General features: G+C 57.1%; 16 protein-coding genes. 4 read left to right on the top strand and 12 right to left on the bottom strand.

Annotated features, from left to right (window positions below):
* Window positions 1-837 (top strand): helicase-related protein (locus tag ACIQ5B_RS05835; protein WP_397598199.1); only part of this gene is annotated, 837 nt, incomplete at its 5' end.
* A 237-nt stretch (window positions 838-1,074) separates the two neighbouring features.
* On the opposite strand, the gene ACIQ5B_RS05830 is transcribed toward ACIQ5B_RS05835, so the two are convergent.
* From ACIQ5B_RS05830 to ACIQ5B_RS05815, 4 genes are all read right to left on the bottom strand, one after another.
* Window positions 1,075-3,858: a TonB-dependent receptor gene (locus tag ACIQ5B_RS05830; protein WP_397575020.1), complete on the bottom strand. Its 2,784-nt coding sequence runs from the start codon at window positions 3,856-3,858 to the stop codon at window positions 1,075-1,077.
* 201 nt (window positions 3,859-4,059) lie between these two features.
* Window positions 4,060-5,076, bottom strand: coding sequence for an NADP-dependent oxidoreductase (locus ACIQ5B_RS05825; protein WP_397598198.1), 1,017 nt, complete (start codon window positions 5,074-5,076; stop codon window positions 4,060-4,062).
* A complete protein-coding gene (locus ACIQ5B_RS05820) occupies window positions 5,076-6,758 on the bottom strand; it encodes an amidohydrolase (RefSeq protein ID WP_397598197.1) in 1,683 nt (560 codons plus the stop codon). Before ACIQ5B_RS05820 ends, ACIQ5B_RS05825 begins: the two co-directional genes overlap by 1 nt.
* The gene (locus ACIQ5B_RS05815; RefSeq protein ID WP_183941759.1) at window positions 6,755-7,624 is read right to left on the bottom strand and encodes an NAD(P)-dependent oxidoreductase; all 870 of its coding nucleotides are present in this window, start codon (window positions 7,622-7,624) and stop codon (window positions 6,755-6,757) included. Before ACIQ5B_RS05815 ends, ACIQ5B_RS05820 begins: the two co-directional genes overlap by 4 nt.
* 56 nt (window positions 7,625-7,680) lie before the next feature.
* On the opposite strand from ACIQ5B_RS05815, the gene ACIQ5B_RS05810 reads away from it, so the two are divergent.
* Both ACIQ5B_RS05810 and ACIQ5B_RS05805 read left to right on the top strand, forming a co-directional pair.
* Window positions 7,681-8,901 (top strand): threonine ammonia-lyase, encoded by a 1,221-nt coding sequence (locus ACIQ5B_RS05810; protein WP_397598196.1) that lies wholly within the window; start codon window positions 7,681-7,683, stop codon window positions 8,899-8,901.
* A 104-nt stretch (window positions 8,902-9,005) separates the two neighbouring features.
* Window positions 9,006-9,752: an arginyltransferase gene (locus ACIQ5B_RS05805; RefSeq protein ID WP_333569246.1), complete on the top strand. Its 747-nt coding sequence runs from the start codon at window positions 9,006-9,008 to the stop codon at window positions 9,750-9,752.
* A gap of 58 nt (window positions 9,753-9,810) precedes the next feature.
* On the opposite strand, the gene ACIQ5B_RS05800 is transcribed toward ACIQ5B_RS05805, so the two are convergent.
* Genes ACIQ5B_RS05800 through ACIQ5B_RS05790 form a run of 3 tightly spaced genes read right to left on the bottom strand, consistent with a single transcriptional unit; the run spans window position 9,811 to window position 11,455 of the window.
* A complete protein-coding gene (locus ACIQ5B_RS05800) occupies window positions 9,811-10,293 on the bottom strand; it encodes a GAF domain-containing protein (protein WP_397598195.1) in 483 nt (160 codons plus the stop codon).
* 12 nt (window positions 10,294-10,305) lie between these two features.
* Window positions 10,306-10,707 (bottom strand): alternative ribosome rescue aminoacyl-tRNA hydrolase ArfB, encoded by a 402-nt coding sequence (gene arfB / locus ACIQ5B_RS05795; protein ID WP_324477865.1) that lies wholly within the window; start codon window positions 10,705-10,707, stop codon window positions 10,306-10,308.
* A gap of 22 nt (window positions 10,708-10,729) precedes the next feature.
* A complete protein-coding gene (locus tag ACIQ5B_RS05790) occupies window positions 10,730-11,455 on the bottom strand; it encodes a pirin family protein (RefSeq protein ID WP_397598194.1) in 726 nt (241 codons plus the stop codon).
* 393 nt (window positions 11,456-11,848) lie between these two features.
* Here ACIQ5B_RS05790 and ctrA point away from each other — a divergent pair, with 393 nt between their 5' ends.
* Window positions 11,849-12,550 (top strand): response regulator transcription factor CtrA, encoded by a 702-nt coding sequence (gene ctrA / locus ACIQ5B_RS05785; protein ID WP_397598193.1) that lies wholly within the window; start codon window positions 11,849-11,851, stop codon window positions 12,548-12,550.
* Between the two features lie 75 nt (window positions 12,551-12,625).
* On the opposite strand, the gene ACIQ5B_RS05780 is transcribed toward ctrA, so the two are convergent.
* From ACIQ5B_RS05780 to ACIQ5B_RS05760, 5 genes are all read right to left on the bottom strand, one after another.
* Window positions 12,626-13,939 carry a M20/M25/M40 family metallo-hydrolase gene (locus tag ACIQ5B_RS05780; protein WP_397598200.1) on the bottom strand — a complete coding sequence of 438 codons (1,314 nt, stop codon included), beginning with the start codon at window positions 13,937-13,939 and terminating at the stop codon, window positions 12,626-12,628.
* Between the two features lie 42 nt (window positions 13,940-13,981).
* On the bottom strand, window positions 13,982-15,142 hold the full coding sequence (locus ACIQ5B_RS05775) for a saccharopine dehydrogenase family protein (RefSeq protein ID WP_397598192.1): 1,161 nt from the start codon (window positions 15,140-15,142) through the stop codon (window positions 13,982-13,984).
* A 196-nt stretch (window positions 15,143-15,338) separates the two neighbouring features.
* The gene (dcd, locus tag ACIQ5B_RS05770) at window positions 15,339-15,893 is read right to left on the bottom strand and encodes a dCTP deaminase (RefSeq protein WP_324477873.1); all 555 of its coding nucleotides are present in this window, start codon (window positions 15,891-15,893) and stop codon (window positions 15,339-15,341) included.
* Window positions 15,894-15,987: 94 nt separating this feature from the next.
* Window positions 15,988-16,419, bottom strand: a complete 432-nt coding sequence (locus ACIQ5B_RS05765; protein WP_395629011.1) for a cytidine deaminase — start codon at window positions 16,417-16,419, stop codon at window positions 15,988-15,990.
* Window positions 16,416-17,062 (bottom strand): GH25 family lysozyme (locus tag ACIQ5B_RS05760; protein ID WP_397598191.1); only part of this gene is annotated, 647 nt, incomplete at its 5' end. The genes ACIQ5B_RS05760 and ACIQ5B_RS05765, both read right to left, overlap by 4 nt.

The following is a 17,062-nucleotide window of genomic DNA, read 5'->3' as shown; positions in this document are numbered from 1 at the left end:
TCGGCAACGATGCCGCCGCCGATCAAGAAGCTGGCCGACAAGTTTCTGTCGAACCCGAAATATATCGAAGTCGCGCGCCCCGCGACCGCGAATGTCAATATCGAGCAGTTTTTGGTGAATGTATCGCCGATGAAAAAGCGCGATGTGTTGCGCGATCTTTTGCGCACCGAAGATGTGTCCAACGCGATTATCTTCTGCAACCGCAAGACCACGGTGCGCGAATTGAACACCAGCCTGCAGCGCCACGGCATGCGTTCGGGCGAAATTCACGGCGACATTGATCAGGCGTCACGTCAGAAGCAATTGGAGGCGTTCAAAAACGGCGACATCAATCTGCTCGTGGCATCCGACGTGGCGGCGCGTGGCCTCGACGTTAAGGGCGTCAGCCATGTGTTCAATTTTGACGCGCCATGGCACCCCGATGATTATGTCCACCGCATTGGCCGCACAGGCCGCGCGGGTGCCAAGGGCAAGGCATTTACCTTTGTCACCAAGGCTGACGAAGAAGCCATTGAAAACATCGAAAAGCTGATTGGCACCAAGATCGAGCGTCTTGGCAAGGTCGAAGCGCCATCGGGTGAACCCGAAGAGCGCGCACCCGCAAAGCGCGGCCGTAAGCCAGCAGAGCCAAAAGCCAAGGCCGCACCCGCAGAAGCGGCGGCACCAGCGGAGCCAAAGCCAGCACGCGAAAAAGCGGCGGCTAAGCCTGCCCGTGAAAAGGCAGCGCCAATGGTTGAAGCTGAACCCGCGCAAAAGCCAAGCACAGCGCCAGCGGGCGATGACGGATGGAACGGTCCAATGCCCGGCTTCCTGGGCGTTGGGTTTGGGACGTCTTAACTAAGCTTTCGAGCAGGCCTCGGTTCCGAAATACCTTTAAATCGTCATCCTGAACTTGTTTCAGGATAACATGCGACGTTCATTCGTCATCCTGAAACAAGTTCAGGATGACGAATAGGGTCGTGGTCGCTGTTCCCGATGGTGCCAGAACGCCCGTCATGAGACCGGTTCCAACCGACCCAACAAAAAAGGGCCCGCATCGCTGCAGGCCCTTTTTTGTTTAGGTTCGCGACGTTCTTAGAACTTGCCGCGCAATGTGATGCCATATGTCCGTGGCTCGGCAAGGAAGTGCGACATCAGCTGGCGACCACCGGGATATTGCCCATCCACAAATGGTGCCGAGGTTGCACCCGCTTGGAATGGCGAGTTGAACGCGACCTGCGCATAATCCTGATTGAAGATGTTCTGACCCCAAAGCTCAATGCTCCAGGCTTCGTCAGGACCGCGAAGGCCGACACGCGCGTTAAATACGGCGAAACTATTCTGCTCTTTCTGCGGGAACAGGTCGGAACCGGTGTTGTAATCGCTGGTCATACGGCCGTCGATATACACAAGGCCGCTCATGCCATTGCTGCCGATATCCGGCGTCCATGTGACGCTTGACGTGGCAACCAGCTCCGGTGCGTTGGACAGATTGTCACCTGGCAATTTGCGCAATGCGGGGTCAAGTGGTGCACCGGTTTTGCTGCCGACCAGATTTTCACGATAGCTGGTGTTTGCATATGTCAGACCTGCCGCCACGCGGAAGTTGCGTGCTGGCACCAAGGATGCTTCCAGCTCGACACCTTCTGCGCGCACGCCATAGCCCACGTCGCTTGCCGCACAGGCTCCGGTTGTTGCCGCTGCTGCGTTGAAGTTGGATCCTGCTGATGACAAGCTTTGGTCACGGTCAGCACCGCCCAAATCCGCGCTACAACCGTTAATCGACTGCACAAGGAAAACGGTGCCATTGAACGTATTCAGCTGGAAATTGCTGAAGTCCGAACGGAACGCAGAAACGCTCAGGCCGAGTGGGCCATTTGAGAATTTTGCGCCGATTTCATAGCTGTCCACCAGTTCGGGGTCGAATTGCAATCTGCCCGTCAACGCCTGCGCGCCGCCGGATGCTGCAAATGTGCCGATTGGTGACTTCAGCGCGGAACGGTCAAGGTTGAAACCACCCGCCTTATAACCACGCGCAAAGCTGCTGTAGAGCAACAGATCGTCGGTTGCTTTCCACGACAGGATTGCCGTGCCGGTGAATTCGTCTTCGCTGCGCTTGTCGTTGATAGACACGCCGTTCAATTCGGCTGTCGAGTTGCCCTGACAAGACAGGCCAATCAACGAACCCGCAAGTGCACGCGCCGTTGCCGTTGTCTGCGGGTTCACCAAGTCGTCGGTCACAAGGCCTTGGACCGCCGTACAAACGGTGTTGTCGTTACCGAAGGTGGCGTCAAACTTCTTCTTGTCGCTGGTGTAGCGAAGGCCAAGCGTCAGATCGAGCGCATCTGTGATGTGCAGGATGTTATGCGTGAACGCCGCGAAGTTCGTGCCGTTCTGGAAATAACGATCGTTGGTGGTGCCGAGATCATTCAGGTTATCGAGCGCCGTGAACGCCGCCAGAATATCCGGAGCGGATGGACCCGATGCGCCACCGATGGTTGCGGTGCCGACGCCAGGGATGACGCATGACGGGCTGGTGGGCGAATATAGCCCAGCCAAACCGCCACCCGAAATGATGCGGCATGTTGCAAAGCGGCCATATTGGTTGCCGAAACGCAGATTGTCCCGGACGGTCAGCTTTTCATTGGAGAAAAATCCGCCGACGAGCCAATCCAGCTTTCCGCCGAACGCTTCACCTTGCAGGCGCAGTTCCTGCGTAAAGGTGTGGAACTGACGATAAGCATCGTCGCTTGGCGCGCGGTACAGAATGTCGACCTCACCATAATCGGTGTCGGATGCCTGACCGGAACGATATTGGCGATAGGCCGTAATCGATGTCAAAGTTGCGCCGCCGAAATCATAATCGATTTGGCCGGAGAAACCATAATCCTTGGTTTCGCCGGTAAAGACGCGGTTCGCGCTGACCGAGATGTTACGGCCATAGCCTTGGTTGAACGCAGCCAATGGCTGGCCAAGGTCACGCAATACGTTGATGATGTTGTTGGATGTCGCTGTTGACGCCACGCCGGTCGTGCTTGGGTTGTTCAGGTCACCAATGAATGGATTGACGGAGCCGTCGACATAGGTTGCTGCGCAGCATTCTTCGTTACGCGAGGTATAGTCTGCAATCAGACGCACCGACAGCGCATCGGTTGGTTGAAACAACAACTGGCCACGCAGGAAGTAGCGGTTACGATTGTTGACGTCGTGGCCATTTTGGTCGTCGCGGTAGAAACCGTCACGTTTTACATAAACGCCATCAACGCGGAACGCGACCTGATCCGAAATTGGGCCCGTGATGCTGGTTGCAGCGCGCATGAAGTCATAATTGCCGTAGGTCAGCTCGCCGTTGACACCAAAGGTGAAGCTTGGCTTTTTGGAATAGATGCTGATGAGGCCCGCCGACGAGTTACGTCCGCCCAATGTGCCTTGCGGCCCACGCTGCACTTCAACCCGGTCGATTTCGCCGAGTTCGTTCAGACCAATGCCCGAACGCGAACGGTATACGCCGTCGATGAAAACAGGGACCGAGCTTTCAAGGCCGGGATTGTCACCGACCGTACCGATGCCGCGAATACGGGCCGAACCATTGGCTTCCGAACCCGTCGAAGACACGAGCAACGATGGTGCAACCTGGTTCAGCTGACGAATATCGTTCGCGCCGCTATTTTGGAGGGTTTCGGCATTAACTGCGGAAATGGCCACTGGCACGTCAGACAATAGCTGGCTGCGGCCCTGCGCGGTTACAACGATTTCTTCGTCCGCAGTGTCGTCGGCCTGAGGGGCCTCCTGCGCAAATGCAAGGCTTGGCACCGAAAGCGCAAGGCACGCGGCCGATAGTCTCAATGCATGGCTGAGGGATTTGTCACGTCGTAACATATGCTTCTCTCCTGTGTTGAAATCATTTTGTCACAATCTAACGAAAGGAAATGGCAATGTCATCGGCGTTTACCGCGGTTCTCCTGAAATTCATTCAGTGCGTCAATATTGCAACATTGACATTTTTGACGTTACGGAAAGAATGTTCAGTTTGAACAGACTTTTCCGTAACATAGCAAGCAATGCTGCGCAGCAATTTGCTTATAGTTTTACAAGCATCTTGCCGGTGTTTTCGCCACTGAACAGGCCGATAAAGGCTTCTGGTGTTTTCTCCAGCCCGTCTTTCACTGTTTCACGGCCCTTGACCGCGCCAGACTGGATCAGGCCCGCCATATCGGCGTTGAATTCCGGAACCTGTGCGTAGAAGTCAGGGTAGAGGAAGCCCTTAATCATGATGCGCTTGCCGATGATCATCGGAAGATATTGCATCGGCTGGGCTTTGAAGTCGTTATACACGTCAATCATGCCGCAAATCGCAAAGCGCGCCCATTCTTTGGATGTGGCAAGCGCCGCATCAAAATGTTCGCCGCCGACATTGTCAAAATAGACATCAATGCCGCTTTCGCCCATGTCTTTCAGCGCGGCCATCAACTGCGGCAGCACCTTGCCGGATTTATAGTCGATAACGGCATCGGCGCCGAGTTCTTTGACCCAAGCGCATTTTTCTGCGCCACCGGCTGAACCGATGACTTTCATGCCCTTGGCCTTCGCAATTTGCGTGACGGTCGAGCCAACAGCACCCGCAGCGGCAGATACGAAAACAACTTCGCCGGCCTTTGCCTCGGCAACCTTGAGCAAGCCGAACCATGCGGTGCCGCCGGGCATGCCGATGATGCTGAGCCAATGTTGATCGGGAACGCCGAGATCGGGCAGTTTAACCGGCGGCATGCCCGCAGGTGGCGTCTTGTCGCCGCCGAATACCGCGCTGTCGCGCCAGCCAGCCATATGGAGAACCTTCGCGCCCACCGGAAAATCGGCATTGTTGCTTTCGGTTACCGTGCCGACTGCGCCACCGGTCATGGGTTCGCCAAGCATGAAGGGATCGGCATAGCTTTTCGCATCGTTCATGCGGCCGCGCATATAGGGGTCAACGGACAACCAGCTGTTCGCAACGCGGAACTCGTTCGCGCCCAATGGTGCATCGGGTGCTTCGAGCATCGCAAAATTGCTGTCATTTGGAAGCCCGGCAGGGCGGCTAGCTAAGGTCCATGCGCGCATTATCTTGTCTCTCCATTGTTGTTTTGGTCCGCAGCATGTGCTGCAGCATTTTTATATACGGGCCGACCGCCGACCCATGTTTCTTTCACTATGGCATTACGCAGTTCGCGCGGGCTTGCAAGCAATGGGTCGACATCAATCAATATGAAGTCGGCATAATGCCCCGGGGTTAACGAACCAAATTTGCCTTCGGCAAAGGCCGCGTAAGCAGCGCCGGTGGTAAAGCCAGCAAGCGCCTGTTCGCGCGAAACGCGCTCTTCGGGGCGCCAGCCGCCAAAGGGTTGGCCAGCCGAATCTTCGCGCGTCATGGCCGCTGCCAATCCGGCGAAGGGATCGGCGGACTCAACGGGTACGTCCGAACCGAACGCCAGCTTGCCGCCAGCGCGCGCGATGGACTGCCACGCATAAGCGCCTTTCAAACGCTCTTGGCCAAGCCGCGCCTCGGCCATCTGCCGGTCGGATGTTTGGTGCACCGGCTGCATCGACGAAATGATGCCATGTTTGCCAAGCTTTTGCAGGTCAGCGGGGTCGACAATTTGCACATGTTCAATCCGCCAGCGCATATCGCCTGTATATGTTCCGGACAGTTCTTCGATCGCGCCGATAACTTCGGCATTCGCCGCATCGCCAATCGCGTGCACTGCCGTCTGAAACCCGTCCATCGATGCCCGCACCATCAGGTTGCGGATTTCGGCGCTGGCCAGAAACTGAAGGCCAGTCTGCCCAGGCGCGTCAGAATAAGGTTTCTTCAGCCACGCACCCCGGCTGCCCAAGGCGCCATCAAGATACAGCTTCACACCGCCCAGCCGCAATTTGTCGTTGTACAACCAAGGGCTTGGCGGAGGGCCCGCAATGGCGACCATATTGTCGATGCCACCGGCATAGGCAAATATCCGGACGGTCAGCCATCCCGCATCGCCTGCACGGCGATAGCTTTGCCAATCGTCGATCGACGTGCCCATGTCGGCAATCGATGTGATGCCCAGACTGTGCAGTTTCTTTTGTGCCTCGCCCAAGGCGACATCGCGTTCCGACGGTTTGGGTGCGGGCACGAATTTGCCCACCAGATCGGCGGCGGAGTCAACAAAGATACCGCTGGGTTTTCCGCCAGCCAGCTCGATACGCCCGCCCGGCGGTGATTTGGATGCAGCGGTGACGCCTGCAATTTCCATCGCTTTGCTGTTGGCCCATCCGGCGTGCCCGTCGACGCGCTCCAGCCATACAGGCCGATCGCCAACGGCTGCGTCTAAATCTTGCGCGGTTGGGAAACGGCCAAGGCCCCATTTTTCCTGATTCCAACCCCGACCGATAATCCAGCGGCGTTCGGGATATTTTGCGGCATAGGCCTTTATCGCGGCTTGCGCTTCGGCAAGGCTATTGGTTCCGGACAAATCCAGCGTCAGCAATTGAAAGCCAAGGCCCATGACATGGCCGTGCGCATCAATCAGGCCCGGCAACAAGGTTGCGCCGCGCCCATCGAGGCGGAAATCGAGTTGCTTGGGAAGTCTGTCTTTCTTGGTCAGCAGTTCGGTGACTTTGCCGTCCGTGCCCACCAGCATCGCGTTGAACCGGATGACCTTGCCGTCCTGATCAAGCGTGATGCCGTTGACATTCTCGACCAGTCCGTCGGCAAAGGCGGGTGCGGCAAGCGCGAGTAAGGCGAACGCAAAAAACCGCTTCATCCCTTGGGCAGCCTTTTCACAATCGCACTGGTGTCAAGCCGGCCGCCGCCCATATGTTGCACATCGGCGTAAAATTGATCGATGATCGCGGTAATTGGCAAGGTCGCGCCAACGGCGCGGGCCTCTTCGAACGCGAGGCCCAAGTCCTTGCGCATCCAGTCAACGGCAAAGCCAAAATCGAACTTGTCCTCGGCCATCGTGGCCCAGCGATTGTCCATTTGCCAGCTTTGCGCTGCGCCGCCCGATATGGCTTCATAGACTTTTTCAACGTCCAGCTCCGCCGATTGCGCGAAACGCATCGCTTCGGACAGCGACTGGATAATGCCCGCAAAGGCGATTTGGTTGCACATTTTGGTGATCTGTCCGGTGCCGGGGCCGCCAACATGGACAACGCGCTTGGCATAAGGCGCCATGATCGGCCGCGCGGCCTCAACCGCCGCTTCGCTGCCGCCGCACATGATCGACAACGTGCCATTTTCGGCGCCGGCCTGTCCGCCGGTCACGGGCGCATCGACAACCAACAGACCGCGTGACTTGGCCTCTACGCCAAGTTGCCGGGCTATCCGTGCGGAGACGGTCGTATGGTCAATGTACAGGCTGCCCTTCGCCATCGCCGCAAATGCACCATCGCGGCCAAGCGTGACGCCCGCCAAGTCATCGTCGGTGCCAACGCAGCTGATGACGACCTCTGCGTCCTTGGCGGCATCCGCGGGCGACAGCGCCAGCGTTCCGCCATAGGTCGCAACCCAGTTTTCGGCCTTGGCCCGCGAACGGTTGTACACCGTCAGCTCATGCCCTGCCTGTTTAAGATGCCGCGCCATTGGGCCGCCCATGACGCCCAGTCCGATAAAAGCTATTCTAGTCATAGGTAGGTCTTAATGTTTGTTTTCACTTAACGCCAGATGCGTTAGGGGCGCTTTCTATGTCTGACCAACTGACCCTTGAACATGTCCGCGCCGCCCATGCCCGGATCCGTGACTCCATCGTGGCGACGCAAACGCTGCACAGCCAGACTTTGTCCAAGCTGACCGGTGCAAATATTTATCTGAAGTTCGAAAACCATCAGTTCACAGCAGCCTACAAGGAACGCGGCGCGCTGAATGCGATCCTGCTGCTCACCGAAGAACAGCGCAGCAAGGGCGTGATCGCGGCGTCGGCCGGGAACCATGCGCAAGGTTTGAGCTATCATGGCACGCGTCTCGGCATTCCGGTGACCATTGTCATGCCCGTACCGACCCCGACGGTGAAGGTCATGCAGACCGAAAGCGTTGGCGGCAAAGTTGTGCTGCATGGCGAGACTTTTGATGATGCCTACAAACATGCGCGCTTGCTTGAGGCGGAACAGGGCCTGACATTCGTCCATCCGTTCGATGACCCTAATGTCGCCGCAGGGCAGGGCACCGTTGCGCTGGAAATGCTGGAGAGCGTCCCGTCTCTGGATATGCTTGTCGTGCCCATTGGCGGTGGCGGCTTGCTTTCGGGCATGGGCACTGCGGCGCGCGCACTTAAACCAGACATCGGCCTGATTGGCGTTCAGGCGGAGCTATATCCGTCGATGTACGCGCTGCTCAATGATATGCAGATGCCATGCGAAGGTGACACGCTGGCGGAAGGCATAGCGGTGAAAGTCCCCGGATCGTTCACCAGCGAAGTCATTCGCGGCCTGGTCGACGAAATCGTCTTGGTCAGCGAGGCGGATCTTGAAACCGCCGTCAGCTTGCTGCTGCAGATTGAAAAAACCGTGGTCGAAGGCGCTGGCGCGGCGGGTCTTGCGGCCGTCATGGCCCATCCGGAGATCTTCAAGGGTAAGAATGTCGGGATTGTCCTGTGTGGTGGTAATATCGACACGCGTCTGCTGGCGAACGTCCTGTTACGTGACCTTGCGCGGTCCGGACGCCTTGCGCGCTTGCGCCTGACGCTTCAGGACCGCCCAGGCGCGTTGTTCAAAGTCATGCGTTTGTTCAACGAACATAACGTCAACATCATCGAAATTTATCACCAGCGTATCTTTACGACGCTGCCCGCCAAGGGCCTGATTACCGACATTGAATGCGAAGCGCGCGATGCGGAGCAATTGCAAGGTCTTGTCGATGGCCTGAACGCCGCCGGTTACAAGGTCGAGCGGGTTGAGCTCAACAAATAGTCCGGAACGAAAGAATCATGGTAAATGCGCTTTTCAGCGGCTGGGGACCTGTGCATAAAAGGTAAAGAACGTCTTAACCGTCCCAGCACAAGAGCGGAGAGAATATGAGCGCACCAGTCCGTTTTCCCCGGTTTTTTGTGACCACCCCGGGGCCTTGTCCATATTTGCCCGGCAAGACCGAGCGCAAGGTTTTTACCGAGCTGAACGGCAACCACGCGGACGAACTGAACGAAGCGTTGGGCCGCATCGGATTTCGCCGCAGCCAGAATGTTGCCTACCGGCCAAGCTGCCTCGATTGTAAGGCCTGTGTGTCGGTTCGCGTCCGCACCGATGAATTCCAGCCCAACGCCACGCAGCGCAAAATATTGCGGCGCAATGCCGATCTGGTGGTCAGCGCCTGCCGCCCGTGGTCGACATCCGAACAATATGATCTGCTCCGCCGCTATCTGACAACCCGTCATCCCGAAGGCGGCATGGCGAATATGGATGATATGGATTATGCCGACATGGTCGAACAATCGCCGGTTCAAAGCCATGTGGTGGAATATCGCACACCCACAACTTTTGGTCGGCTGGGCGAATTGGTGGGCGCGTGCCTGACTGATCAGCAAAGCGACGGCGTGTCGATGATCTACAGCTTTTACAATCCCGACATTGAAGATCGCGGCGGCCTTGGCAATTTCATCATCATGGACCACATCCTACGCGCAAAGGCGGCTGGCCTGCCTTATGTGTATCTGGGCTATTGGGTAAACGGCGCCGCACGGATGCAGTATAAAACGCGCTACCGGCCATTGGAACGCCTTGGCCCGGATGGTTGGGAATTGTTTGATCCGGACGCGGAAGGCTAAGCCTGCGCCGAAGGGTGCGTCTGACCATTGAGCCGGACGTAAATGAAATACCCAATGCTTAAATGCGGTCCGCGATAACAGCGACGAGCGATTCTATGCCCAGCGCGTCATCATGGTCGAACCGACCAAGCGACGGGCTATCCAGGTCAACCACCGCGATCACTTGGCCATCGCGCATCACGGGCACAACAAGTTCGGATGCGCTGTTGGCGTCGCAGGCGATATGCCCGGGAAAGGCGTGCACATCTTCGACCAATTGCGTCTCGCCCGTTTGCGCCGCAGCGCCGCATACGCCGCGGCCAAAGGGAATGCGGATACAGGCTGCCTTGCCCTGAAACGGGCCAAGAACGAGCTCTCCGTCCACCACGCGGTAAAAGCCGGTCCAATTCACATCGGGCAGGAATTCCCACAATAGCGCGGCGATATTCGACATATTGGCAACGCCGTCCGTCTCTCCGCTAGTCAATGCGTCGGCGGACTTAACCAGTTCGCGGTACATGTCCGATTTCGGGGCGTTCGTATCAATGGAAAATGCGTACATATATGCTTCCTATCAGTCGAAGCTGACCTTGCCACGGTTTTTCTTGACCGTTGACCGGCCCTTTTTGGCATCCACGCGCCGTGCCTTTGCGGCCTTGCTGGGTTTGGTGGCGACGCGGCGTGCCTGCCGTATGTGCGCGCGGTCGATGAGTTCGATCACGCGGGCGCGGGCATCGGCGCGGTTGGCTTCGCGTGTTCGGTGGCTGCGGGCGGTGACGATCAACTCACCGTTCATCGTCATCTTGCTGCCCGCCAGTATCTTCAACTGCCGGAATGCATAAGGTTGAAGGCCCAGCGCAAAAACATCGACCCGCAACTGGCACGCGGTTGCAACTTTGTTGACATTCTGCCCACCCGGACCGGTGGAGGCCAGGAAGGTTTCTTCAAGCAAGTCTTCGGGAAGGTCAAAGGCCATGACCCGCCCATAGCGCGTCAGGCTATGCGCTGTCGACCATCACCAGTTCGGCATCCTCAATGGCTTCAATGTGCAGCACACCAGCGCCTTTGATCGCGATACCGTCGCGTGCACCATATTCAACACCGGCGATGCGGATGCGGCCCGTTGCCGGAACCAGATAGGCATGGTTGCCTGCGGCCAATGTATATTCCGCCGTCGCCCCCGCACTGACGGTCGCGCCAAGCACGCGGGCGTCGGCGTTAATGGCCAGCGCGCCGTCTTCGCCATAGCCGCTGGCCAGCACGTTGAATGCGCCCGAACGGTCACCTTTGGGAAATTGCCTCTGGTCCCACGCAGGCGGGACATTGCGGTTGCGGGGCAGGACCCAAATCTGGAACAGGCGGCACAGGCCGTCCTCCAGATTATATTCGCTGTGCGTAACGCCCGTTCCGGCAGACATGACTTGCACGTCGCCCGCCTCGGTCCGGCCGACATTGCCCATGCTGTCCTTATGCGTAATCGCGCCTTCGCGGACGTAAGTGATGATTTCCATATTGTCATGCGCATGCGGCGCAAAACCGGATTGCGCGGCGATCTCGTCATCGTTCCACACGCGAATGGCGCCCCAGTTCATCCGAGCAGGGTCGTAATAATCCGAAAAGCTGAAGTGAAAATTGGGCTTCAGCCAGCCATGGTCGCGCTTGCCCAGCGACGCAAAAGGGCGTGCCTCGATATGGAGGCCGTTGGATAGGCTTGTGTCCGTCATGCAAAATACCCGCATCGGCGGGGAAATGAACCGCCGGAATATGTCAGAGATAATGGCGATGCGGGGGGGTTCAAGTGTCGCTTAATCGGCATAAGTTGTACAACGTCACCGCAAAATTAACCTCCTGTTGTCCATGATTTTGCACATTTGGAAATCCGGAGGGCAATTTGGGCAAAATTTCACAAATTATTTTTGGCTCGTCACAGGGCCCTCAAACCCGCAGAAAACGTCATTATTTGTGAACTAAAATTCGACAGATAGCCCGAAACCCCAGCATTAACGCCAAATTAACCTTTTCAGTTCATTTTTCTTATGGTTAATAAAGTCCGTCGCATCACCCGGTTCGCGGGTGCTGCTTTGAGGGTGCAAGGGTTTCAAAGAGGGGTTTGCCCAATGCGTGTGCTTTTGATTGAAGACGAACCAACTACGGCCAAGGCCATCGAGATGATGCTCGCGACCGAAGGGTTCAATGTCTACACCACTGATTTGGGTGAAGAGGGTCTCGATCTGGGTAAGCTGTATGATTATGACATCATATTGCTCGACCTGAACCTGCCCGATATGCACGGTTATGACGTTCTGAAAAAGCTGCGCGTGGCCAAGGTGCAGACACCTGTGCTGATCCTTTCGGGCATCAGCGAAATGGATTCAAAGGTTCGCTCGTTCGGCTTTGGTGCCGATGATTATGTGACCAAGCCATTCCATCGCGACGAACTTGTCGCGCGTATTCACGCCGTCGTGCGCCGGTCAAAGGGCCATTCGCAGTCGGTTATTCGTACGGGCAAGCTTGCGGTGAACCTTGATGCCAAGACCGTCGAAGTCGACGGCAGCCGTGTGCACCTGACTGGCAAAGAATATGCGATGCTTGAGCTGCTTTCGTTGCGCAAGGGCACCACGCTGACCAAGGAAATGTTCCTGAACCACCTGTATGGCGGCATGGACGAACCCGAACTCAAGATTATCGACGTTTTCATCTGCAAGCTGCGCAAGAAACTTGCGCTCGCATGTGGCGGTGAAAATTACATCGAAACCGTTTGGGGCCGTGGCTATGTGCTGCGCGATCTCGACGATATGGAAGAGCCGCTCGTGGCCTGAGCCTCAAGCATATTGCGCCAGCGCAATAAAAGGGCGTGATCGTAAAGGTCGCGCCCTTTTGTTTTGCAGATGGGCTCAGCGGCGGGGTGGCAATCCGGCAAAGGTGATGATGCTTTCGCCGCCGGATGCGCTGACCGAGCTGACGCCGACGAAATGATCGTCCACAATCAAGCCTTCAAGTACAGCCTCGGTGCCTTCTACGTCGCGGACGAAAACCCAATCCTGCGCGTCTGCGCGGCGTTGGTAAATGCGATACCGCTGCGCACCGGGCGCTGCATCCCATTTGACCGTCGTGTTAGAGGTTACTGCACCGCCTAAAGTCGCCGAAGCGGGCGCAGGCGGTGCGATCGAAAGCGCATTGGCGGTAACGACGTTCAGCATTGTGACCTTGGCCAGATAGTCGAAGTCCATCTTGTCGACGGTGTCGCCATATTCGATGCCGTTTTCGGTACGCACATCCTGATGCTGATGGTGATAATTTTCGACGCCAACGGTGAAGCGGATTGCAGGGAAACCGAGATCCAGCGAGGGCAGGTGATCGCCGCCGCGCGCAAAGCGGTCGGGGCGGCGGACGCCGAATACGTCCAGTGTCACATCGGGATATACCTTCGCTCCAATATTGTCGGCATAGCGCATCAACGAACGGCTTGGGCCGTCGTCTTCGCCGCCGCTGTTGCGGCGTGCCATTTGGCCGGACAAATCTTCGGATGCGCGGATGCCTTCGCTAAAGACCCGCACGACATTTTTGACGATACGCCCGTCGGTGCCAAGGGTGCCGCCGACGATGTCATTGTTGAGCATCGCGCTGACTTTCCAGCCGCGTTCTTTGGCGGTTTCTGCAAGCAACCGGCCACCCATCAAACCCTGCTCTTCGCCCGACAGAAGCGCAAACACGATGGTCGCATCGCTTTGTGGTTCCTTGGACATCAATCGTGCAGCTTCGATAACGAGGGCGCTGCCTGATCCGTCGTCGTTTGCGCCGGGTGCGTCTTTGGTGAAGTCCATGACATCGGACACGCGGCTATCGATATGGCCAGCGATAATGATGACATGGTCCCAGCCCATTTTGCCGGGCTTGATCGCAAGGACATCAACAATGTTCACGCCATTGGGAATGCGAGGGCCGGACATATTCCGTTCAAGCAACTCGGTCGTCAGGCAGCCTTTGCAGGCCTTGGAAATCTTCTCAAACTCGCTTTGTGCCCAGCGCCGTGCTGCGCCAATGCCGCGTTTTGGGTCGGTAGCAGAGGACAATGTATGCCGCGTGCCGAAGCTCACCAGTTTCTCAACATCGGCCTTCAGGCGTTCGGGGCTTGGACCATCATGCGCGGCGGCTGGTGCAGCGATGCTCAGCGCAAGCAAACTGGCCAATAAAGGTAGTTTTTTCATCATCATTCCTGTCTTATCCCGTCCGGCGCATGATAAGCGTGTTTAGCCCTCAACGGCAAAGCTTAGTCCGGCATATTTCTGCAACCGGTCAACCAGCGTTTCACCCAGCGCCGCGCCCGGCGTGGTGACACCGCCTGCACCCTGATTTTCGCTCAAGGCAATGGCCGTTTCGCTGATCATCTTGCTGGTTGAACCATAGCCCGGGTCACGGTCGCCCTTCACGCTCAGCTTCGCGGTCCGGCCATCGGGATATTCCGCGATGAACAGCACATCGTAAAAGCCGGTGTCGCGTTCTTCTTTGCTGGGGCCTTCGCCGGGCTTGGGGTCATTGTCCCCACCCATCATCGGCGTCGACGCGACATGCTTGGCCATCGCCTCGCCCTGTTCGCCGGGACCGGTCAGCATCATTTCGTCATAGACAAAATCCGCGCCAAAGGCCTGACCAAGCAATGCGTTGGTGCGGTGTACATTTTTGGTGTTGATCGGCGCCATGACGAAGCTTGTGGCCCAACTGCCAAGGCTTTCGTCATATTCTGGCTTGTTGCCGGCTGGCTGCGCCGGACCTTGAAATCCGCCCGCAAGACTGAACGGGTTTGTGAGATATCCGATCACTGCAGGGTCTTTTGAAGCCGCAGCCATCGTTGCCTTCATGCTGGCCGCTGTACCGCCAGAGAATGTGCCCTTCATCGCGCGGACGCGGCCCTTTACGCGTGGCGCAGGTGCGCCAAAGGTTTCAACGCAATGCTTTTGCAGCATCAACACGCCAAGATCGAAGGGGATGGAATCGAACCCTGCGGAAAAGACAATGCGCGCGCCCGACGCTTTTGCAGCTTCATCATGCTGGTCGATTTTTTGGCGCATCCATGCGGGCTCTCCACATAAATCGGTATAGTCGGTGCCATTGGCAACGCAGGCTTCGACCAGTTCATTGCCATACAACTGATAAGGTCCAACGGTGGTCAACACGACTTTGGTGCGCTTCACCATAGAATCCAGCGAAGCGGGATCAGACGCGTCCGCAACGATCAACGGCGTGTCAGCGGCTGCGCCAATGAGGTCGCGCACGTCCGCCAGCTTATCCGCACTGCGTCCAGCCATTGCCCATTTGAGACCCGTTTTGGATTTCAGATATTCCGCAACCAGCCGTCCGGTATATCCGGTGGCGCCATAGACAATGATATCGAACTCGCGTGCGTCTGACATTCTGCTTTCTCCGGTGATTCTGTTGCCCAACCTGATGGGCTGCGCGGGCGGTAATGTCAAAAGGGAGAGATGGTTTTAGTCGGCACCAGCTGCGGGATAGTTGCTAACAACGTTTAGCCGAGGGGCAACGAAAACCGTGTCGCAACGGTAATGCGCGACGGGCCCATACGAGCCATAACCTTGGATTTAGGCAGGTTTAAAGCTTGGGCAAAGTCACGCCGCGTTGGCCCATATATTTACCGGCACGGTCGGCATAGCTCGTCTCGCACGGCTGTTCGCCCTTTAGGAACAGGAACTGGCACGCACCTTCATTGGCGTAAATCTTGGCAGGCAGCGGGGTTGTATTGCTGAACTCAAGCGTAACATGCCCTTCCCAACCTGGCTCCAGCGGGGTCACATTCACGATGATGCCGCAGCGGGCATAGGTCGATTTGCCGAGGCAGATGACCAACACGTCGCGGGGTATGCGGAAATATTCGACGGTCCGTGCCAACGCAAAACTGTTCGGCGGGATGATGCACACGTCGGTCTTGCGGTCGACAAAGCTTTTGGGATCGAATTCCTTGGGATCGACGATGGAGCTGTCGACATTGGTGAAAATCTTGAACTCATCGGCCACGCGGGCGTCATAGCCATAAGAGGACAGGCCATAGCTGATGCAGCCATCGCGGCGTTGTGCTTCGACAAACGGTTCAATCATGCCGGTCGCATGGGCTTGCTCGCGGATCCAGATGTCGGACAATATGGACATAATCACTCCCTGTTATGGGATCGCTTTTGCCAATTTACGGTGTGAGCGCAAGTGGCGGCGTAGAAATTATCGTGCGCAAGACGCGCGTTCGGCTTTATTTCAAATTTGCGGGGCCAAAGCCATGCGGCAGCAATTCCGATAGCCGGAATGTTTCATATCCCGTTGCGTGCGCACAATGCACCGGAATGTCGGTGTCCGTCAGGTCCGCCACTTCCTTGATAATCTGGCGGCATCGGCCGCACGGGGTAATGGGGTCAGCTGCTTTACCCACATGCCCTGCCAAGCCACCGGCCACCGCGATTTCGCGAATGGCGCGCAATTTGCCGTCACTATTGGCTTTGGCGATCGCGACCGTTTCGGCGCACAAGGTCATGCCATAGCTGGCGTTTTCAAAATTGCTGCCCGTGATGATTTCGCCTGTATCAAGCAGCAAGGCCGTGCCGACATGAAAGTTTGAATAAGGCGCATAAGCGGTTTGGGCTGCATCAATGGCAAGCTGAACAAGCTTTTGGGTGCTGTCGGTCATTTGCGCACCACAACCCAGCGCACAGGGCCGTCAACGCCGTCAATGCGGCGATGCAAATTGGCCGTCCACATAACCCATGGCCGCGCAGAATAATCGGGGGTCAACCAATTGCCCTCCAGCCAAACAGTTCGATCAATCGACTTGCTCACTTGATACTCCTTCTCAAACTCACGGGTGAGTAGCAGGATTGCGGGTGTGCCGCTATGCGCCTCTATCTGGTTCAGGAATGTCGCGAGTTCGGACAATATCAGCGCGCGGTTCGGACGCCCTTGGCACGTATCGGAAAAATCAAGCTGGACCGCAGGGGGCAGCGCCCTTTCGTTGCGCGGAACGCTGGTAATGAACATCGTCGCTTGGTCAGATGCCAGACGGCAAATGTCAAAATGGTGGAGCGCGCCGAAACGGATGCCGGCGTCTTGCGCGCTTGCCAAATTGGCTTGAAATTCTGCGTCGCGCGCGTGCGCGCCTTCGACCGCAGTGATATAGGCAAAATCGACACCCGTTGCGCCAAGCTCCGCCCAATTGGGACGGCCATTGCTTTGGGTGACCACAATGCCTTGAACCGGATATTCAGCGCGCGACGGTGCCCAAGCGGTCACATAACGCCAGCCCGCATAGACCGCGAGCGCGATGCCGAGCATGA

This window comes from Sphingorhabdus sp., assembly GCF_044374345.1.
Lineage (GTDB): Bacteria > Pseudomonadota > Alphaproteobacteria > Sphingomonadales > Sphingomonadaceae > Sphingorhabdus_B.
This window is presented reverse-complemented; position numbering and strand designations above follow the sequence as displayed.